Below are 6,632 nucleotides of genomic sequence, written 5' to 3'. Positions count from 1 at the left end.
TGGCTTCGCTCGTGATCGCGGTTGCTGCTTTTGTTGCCCTCTTCCGCTTCAAGCTCGGCATGATCCCCACGCTCTTTCTGAGTGCCCTGGTGGGACTCGTGTACCACATGATGCTTCGGGGATGAAGGAGTTATACCAAGTGCTATGAATGAGTTGCAAATCTGGCCTGTCCTGCACTTGCTCTCGAGGACTTCCATCCCATTGAAAGCTAGGCGATGGACTTCATGGATCATAAAATGTTGCTTATGAAATGTTGCTCATAAAATGTTGCTCACAGGTCGGCCTCAGATGAGTGAACCGTGGGCCGAGCGGACTCAAGCTCGAGAAGTGGGTTTGGAATTGAGCGAACGGTGAGTATAGTGCACTGCCTTTGTGGCTCCTGCGACGGACATCGCGACGAGTCCCCTCTTCAGCTTTGGAAACATCTTTGGAAACATCGTTAACGAGCGCGCAAAGAGGGCGCGGAAGTCGTGCTATGCTGCGCTATATGAAGCTGATATTGCGAGCCTGCCTCGCGCTTTTCGTGCTAGCGGTGCCCGGTCCGGCCGTGGCCGTGGCGCAGGACATGACCAACACCGTACAGGACATGACCAACACCGTATGGGTCGTGCCCATCGACGACGAGATCAGCCCCGGCCTGTCGGCCTTCGTGATCAACCGCATCGAACGGGCCAACGAGGCGCAGCCGCTCGCGCTCGTCTTCGAGATCAACACCCCCGGCGGTCAGGTGAACGCCATGGAGAGCATCGTGGACGCCATCTTGCAGCGCGCTCAGGTGCCGACCATCGCCGTGGTGGAAAACGCCTTTAGCGCGGGCGCCCTGATCGCCATGAGCAGCGAGCAGCTCGTCATGCTGCCGGGCTCGTCGATAGGTGCCGCCCTGCCGATCACCGTGAGCCCCATCGGCGGCGCCAGTCCGGTGGACGAGAAGATAAGCTCGGCCTTGCGCGGGCGCTTTCGCTCGGTGGCCATCGCGCGCGGGCGCAGCCCCACGGTCGCCGAGGCGATGGTGGACCCGCGCCGCGAGATTCCCGGCCTGGCGACCTCCGACGAGCTCGTCACGCTCACCGCCTCACAGGCGGTCGAGTACGACATCGCCGACTTGGAGGCCCGCAACCTGCGCGACGCCTTGGACCAGCTCGGCTACGCCGGCGTCGCCATCGAGCGGCAAGTCCCGACCGCCGCCGAGCGCGTCTCGCGCTTTTTGACCAGTCCGCTGGTGGCCGCGGCGCTCCTGGCGCTCGGCGTGATCGGCATCCTGATCGAGATCTTCACGCCCGGCGTGGGCGTGCCCGGCATCCTCGGGGTGGTGGCGCTCCTGCTCTTCTTTACCGGCGCCTTTTTCGCGCAGTCGGCCGGCGCCCTGGAGTTCATCATCATCCTGGCCGGCATCGGCCTGCTGGTCGCCGAGCTCGTGCTGATTCCCGGCTTCGGCGTGGCGGGCGTCCTGGGCATCGCCGCGCTCCTTTTCGGCACCTACCTCATCTTCGGCAGCTTCAGCGAGGCGATGACGGTGATGGGGCTGGCCACCATCATCGGCGGCGGCCTGCTCGCCTTTGCCTTTTGGGTGTTACCCAACACCAAGCTGAGCAGCCCGCTCATCTTGAAGACTCGGCTCGGCTCGGCCTCGGCGGGCGGTCAGGCCGCGCGGGGAGAGAGCACGGCCGCAGCCGAGGGCTATGAACCACCCGACGAGCTGCACGACCTCGTTGGACAGCAGGGCGTGGCTACGAGCTACCTGAGGCCCGCCGGGGTGGCCCGCTTCGGGCTCCTGCGCGTCGACGTGGTTTCCGAAGGCGGCTATGTGCCCGCGGGCAGCGAGATCGAGGTCCTGCGCGTCGAGGGCCGCCGCGTCACCGTGCGGCCGGTCGAGCCGGTAGAGAACCCCTAGCGCACCGTGGTAGAAATACAGGGGGTAACATAAGCATCTATGTCTACAGCTATTATGTCTACAGCCATGAGGAGACCTGAATGACCGGAATGACCATCCTGATTCTCGCCGGCGCCGTCCTGCTCTTTTTCATCGTTCTCTTTTCCTTCATTCCGGTGGGGCTGTGGATTTCCGCCATCGCCGCCGGGGTCAAGGTCAGCCTGGGCAGCCTGGTGGCCATGCGCCTGAGAAGAGTGCCGCCCAACCAGATCATCTTGCCGCTCATCAAGGCCGACAAGGCCGGCATCGACGTCGATCAGGACCGGCTCGAGGCCCACTTTCTGGCCGGCGGCAACGTCAACCGGGTGGTCGACGCGCTGATCGCCGCCGACAAGGCGCGCATCGCCCTGCCCTTCGACCGGGCGGCGGCCATCGACTTAGCGGGCCGCGATGTCCTGGACGCGGTGAAGGTCTCGGTCAACCCCCGCGTCATCCAGACGCCCAATGTGGCCGCCGTCGCCAAGGACGGCATCCAGCTCATCTCGACCGCGCGGGTGACGGTGCGGGCCAACTTAGAGCGCCTCGTCGGCGGCGCCGGCGAGGAGACCATCATCGCCCGCGTCGGCGAGGGCATCGTCTCCTCGATCGGCTCCTCGGCGACCCACAAGGTGGTGCTCGAGAACCCCGACATCATCTCCAAGGCGGTGCTCGCCCGCGGCCTCGACTCCGGCACCGCCTTCGAGATCCTCTCCATCGACATCGCCGACGTCGACGTCGGCAAGAACATCGGCGCGATCTTGCAGACCGACCAGGCCGAGGCCGACAAGCGCGTGGCGCAGGCTAGAGCCGAGGAGCGCCGGGCCATGGCGGTGGCCGCCGAGCAGGAAAACCGCGCCAAGGTCGAGGAGATGCGCGCCAAGGTGGTCGAGGCCGAGGCCGAGGTGCCGCTGGCGCTGGCGCAGGCCTTTCGCGAGGGCAACCTGGGGGTGATGGACTACTACAACCTGCAAAACATCCAGGCCGACACCCAGATGCGTGGCAACATCGCCAAGTCCACCGAGAACCCGGAGGCCTAGGGTGATCCATCTCGCGGCGGCCACACGGTCCACACGGTGAGGAGCAAGCGATGCCCGACCTTCTGACCATCCTGATCATCATCTTTTTCGTGATCGGGCCGATCATCAACTCGCTCCTTCGCCGGTCCCAGGGGCAGCAACCGCCGACCAGGCCCCAGCCCCGCCAGCAGCCGCCGACAGCGCCGACGACCGGGCCCGAGGCCAGCGTGCCCGCACCGGAACTCGAGGCGCGCGGGGCCCCTAAGAGCGACTTCGAGCGCCGCCTCGAGGAGGCCCGCCGCCGCGTTCAGGAGGCGATGACGCCAGAAGGCAGGGCGCCAGAAGGCAGGGCGCCAGAAGGCAGGGTGCCAGAAGGCAGGGGTAGGGGTCAAGCGGGCCTTCCCGACAAGCAGGAGACGGCGGCGCCCCGTCAAGGGGGCGAACGCCGTCCCCGCGAAGCTAGGCGCGTGCCGACCGAGGCGCGGCCAGCCAGGCAGGCCCGCCCCCAAGCGCCCGAGGTCGAGGTCGCGGTGACGCTGAGAGACGCCCGGACGACAGCCCGGCCGCAGCCCGCGCCCTATAGTCGCAAGGATGGTCGCAGGGCGGCCTACCGGGGCGCCTGGGCGATTCACCTGGACCCCGACTCGCTCCGCGAGGCCATCGTCTGGCGCGAGATTTTAGACAAACCCTTGTCCAAACGCAGGAGGCAGCACCCATAGCCACATCGGTCACCCTCAAACTCCGCAGCCCCGCCGAGGCGGTCATGCTCTACGGTCACAACGACGAAAACCTAAAACTTCTCCGCAACCGCCTGGGCGTCCAGGTGGTGGCACGCGGCGACGAACTGCGGCTGCAGGGCGAAGAGCCCCGGGTCGCCGCGGCCGAGCGCGCCTTTAGGAGCCTGCTGGCGTCCATCCGCCGCGGCGAGGAGGTCGAGCCCATCACCCTCGAGCAGTCGCTGCGCCAGGACGAGGCGTCAGCAGGACTGGGCCCCGAGGGCGAGGACATCATCAACCGCCTGCCCCGCCGCGCCCGGCCCAAGACCGCCGGCCAGCGCCGCTACGTCGGCGCCATCGCGCGAAGCGAGATAACCTTCGGCATCGGCCCCGCCGGCACCGGCAAGACCTACCTGGCGGTGGCGATGGCCGCGCAGGCTCTCAAAGACAAGAAGGTCAAGCGCATCCTGCTGACCCGGCCGGCGGTGGAGGCGGGCGAGAAGCTCGGCTTTTTGCCCGGCGACCTGCAGGCCAAGATCGACCCCTATCTCCGGCCGCTCTACGACGCCCTTTACGACATGATGGAGCCCGAGCGCGTCGACCAGTACTTGGAGCACGCCACCATCGAGGTGGCGCCCTTGGGGTTCATGCGCGGCCGAGCCCAGCCCCTCTTCAGCCGGGTGCTCACGCCGCTGGGCTGGCGCGAGATGGGCAGCCTCGAGGTCGGCGACTACGTCATAGGCTCGAACGGGCAGCCTACCCAGGTGCTGGGCATCTATCCGCAAGGCCACAAGGAGATCTTCAGGATAAGCATGACTGACGGCTCCTCGACCTTGTGTTGCGCCGAGCATCTCTGGACTGTTCTCACACCCAAAGACCGGAGGCGAGGAAGAGCCAGGGTGCTCGAGACGCGGGAGATGATGGAAAGGTTGCGCCGCGCCCATCAGCATCGCTTCGAGGTGCCTTTGCTTTCCGAGCCGGTCACGTTCGCCCCTCGCGAGGTGCCGCTCGACCCCTACGCGCTGGGTCTCTTGCTCGGAGACGGCTGTCTGACGGGAACAACGACGCCCACCTTTGCCACCGCCGACCCGGAACTGGCTTCAGTTCTAGAAGCCAAGCTCGAGCACATCGCCTTGGTAGCCAAGTCGGGCGTGGATTACGTCCTGCGCCATACTCAAGGCGGCCGTGGCGGAACGCGCACCCCAAATCCGGTGACCGTGGCGCTGCGGGAGCTCGGCCTCTGCGGCAGCTACTCAGCCACTAAATTCGTGCCCGAGCGTTATCTCTATAATGCGGCACCGGTACGTCTAGCGGTGCTGCAGGGTCTGCTGGACACGGACGGCGGCCCGGTAACGCAGCAGGGCCGCAGCTGCCGCGTCCAATACGTCACCACCTCACCGCGACTCTGCGAGGACGTTATGTTTCTCGTGCGCTCGCTGGGCGGTGTGGCCTACCGGCGCCAGCGCTTGGCCGAGGGCCGCAAACCGGGGAGGGCCAGAGGCCGAGACATCCATTACCGATCAGACGCTTGCGTCCTCGATATTCGCCTACCCGCGCCTGTTGAGCCCTTTCGCCTTGCGCGCAAAGCGGAAAAGTATGCGACGTTTGGCGGGGGTCGCCCCATGCGCTTTATCGAGAGCATCGAACCAGCAGGCGCAAGCGAGACCCGCTGCATCCGCGTGGCGGCAAGGGATTCTCTGTACCTGACCGACGACTTCATCCTTACCCATAACACCCTCAACGACGCCTTTATCATCTTGGACGAGGCGCAAAACACCACGCCCGAGCAGATGAAGATGTTTCTCACCCGCATGGGCTTCAACTCGAGGGTGGTGGTGACCGGCGACATGACCCAGACCGACCTGCCGGGCAACGTGCGCAGCGGGCTCAGCGTCGCCGAGTCGATCCTCCGTGACATCGAGGGCATCGACTTCGTCTACTTCGGCGAGGCCGACGTGGTCAGGCATCCGCTGGTCGCCCGCATCGTCAAAGCCTATGAGCGCAGCGGCTCCTAAACGGCGTCGCCCCGGCGCCCTGAGCAGCCTGCCGCCGTGGCGGCTGCTGGCGGCCTGGCTGCTCTTCGCCCTGGCCCTGGCCCTGCTGCTCTACAGCGTCTACGGCATCGTGCCGTCGGGCACGCTTCAAGAGGGCAGGCCCAGCCCCGCGACCTTCTTAGCGCCGCGCGACGTGGTGGTGATCAACCCCCTAGCCACGGAGCGTGGCCGCCAGGGGGTGCGCGAGCAGGTCGGCATCATCTACAGCGCCGATGCGAGCTTACAACGCCTGGTCCTGGACGCGCTGGCGGCCGCCACCCTGCCGAGCGAGGCTAGAGCCGTGGTCAGCGCGGCCTACCGCAGCCCCGAGGGGGTGCGCGCCGCCGAGATTCCGGCCGTCATCGGCCGGGCGCTGGGCCGGACGCCGCAGGAACGCCGCGCCGAGGTCAGGCTCCTGCTCGAGCGCCTCCTGATGCCGACCGCCCAGGCCGACGTCCGCTTGACCGAGGCGGCGCGCAGCGCCGCGGTAGCGGCCTTCGAGCCCGTCACCGAAGTCCTGCAAGCAGGTCAGGCCATCGTCCGAGAGGGCGAGATCCTCACCGACAACCAGCTCGAGGTGCTGGCGCTGGTGGGCCTCTACGACCCGCAGCGCGAGGTCGTCATCCGCACCGTCTGGCGCGTCGCCGGCAGCCTGGTCTTGGCGCTGCTTCTCAGCCTGGCGCTGCCCTACGCCTACCGCCAGGTCAAGGACAGCCTGAACTCGGCGCAACTGGGCTTCATCTTGACGCTCTCGGTGGTCACGCTGGCCGCGCAGCGGCTGGCGCTCGAGCTCAGCCCCAGCTTCGTCTTCGTGGCGCTGGCGGCCTTGCTGGTGGCGGTGCTCGTCTCGGAGCGGGCGGCGCTCGCCTGGGGCGCCCTGCTCAGCCTCATCGTCGCCCTCTTCGAGCCCGCCGCGGCGCTGCCGGCGCTGCTCGTGGCGCTCACCACCAGCGTGGCC

The 6,632-nt window shown here is 66.9% G+C and carries 5 protein-coding genes; all 5 read left to right on the top strand.

Annotated features, from left to right (window positions below; all coding sequences use genetic code 11):
* Positions 1 to 487 precede the first annotated feature (487 nt).
* Complete coding sequence (locus tag M3498_02590) at positions 488 to 1,891, top strand: ATP-dependent Clp protease proteolytic subunit (GenBank protein ID MDQ3458184.1); 1,404 nt, start codon at positions 488 to 490, stop codon at positions 1,889 to 1,891.
* Between the two features lie 80 nt (positions 1,892 to 1,971).
* Positions 1,972 to 2,946: a flotillin-like protein FloA gene (gene floA, locus M3498_02585; GenBank protein ID MDQ3458183.1), complete on the top strand. Its 975-nt coding sequence runs from the start codon at positions 1,972 to 1,974 to the stop codon at positions 2,944 to 2,946.
* Positions 2,947 to 2,996: 50 nt separating this feature from the next.
* The gene (locus M3498_02580) at positions 2,997 to 3,644 is read left to right on the top strand and encodes a hypothetical protein (GenBank protein ID MDQ3458182.1); all 648 of its coding nucleotides are present in this window, start codon (positions 2,997 to 2,999) and stop codon (positions 3,642 to 3,644) included.
* 44 nt (positions 3,645 to 3,688) lie between these two features.
* Positions 3,689 to 5,656 (top strand): PhoH family protein, encoded by a 1,968-nt coding sequence (locus M3498_02575; GenBank protein MDQ3458181.1) that lies wholly within the window; start codon positions 3,689 to 3,691, stop codon positions 5,654 to 5,656.
* Positions 5,637 to 6,632 (top strand): hypothetical protein (locus M3498_02570; protein ID MDQ3458180.1); only part of this gene is annotated, 996 nt, incomplete at its 3' end. The genes M3498_02575 and M3498_02570, both read left to right, overlap by 20 nt.

Source organism: Deinococcota bacterium, assembly GCA_030858465.1.
Classification (GTDB): Bacteria; Deinococcota; Deinococci; order Deinococcales; family Trueperaceae; genus JALZLY01.
Note: the sequence above shows the minus strand (reverse complement) of the source record. Positions and strands in the feature narration are given on the sequence as shown.

Coding starts and splice junctions, on each gene's coding strand:
- M3498_02590 (MDQ3458184.1), top strand. CDS start 488: ATGAAGCTGATATTGCGAGCCTGCCTCGCGCTTTTCGTGCTAGCGGTG.
- M3498_02575 (MDQ3458181.1), top strand. CDS start 3,689: ATGCTCTACGGTCACAACGACGAAAACCTAAAACTTCTCCGCAACCGC.
- floA (MDQ3458183.1), top strand. CDS start 1,972: ATGACCGGAATGACCATCCTGATTCTCGCCGGCGCCGTCCTGCTCTTT.
- M3498_02580 (MDQ3458182.1), top strand. CDS start 2,997: ATGCCCGACCTTCTGACCATCCTGATCATCATCTTTTTCGTGATCGGG.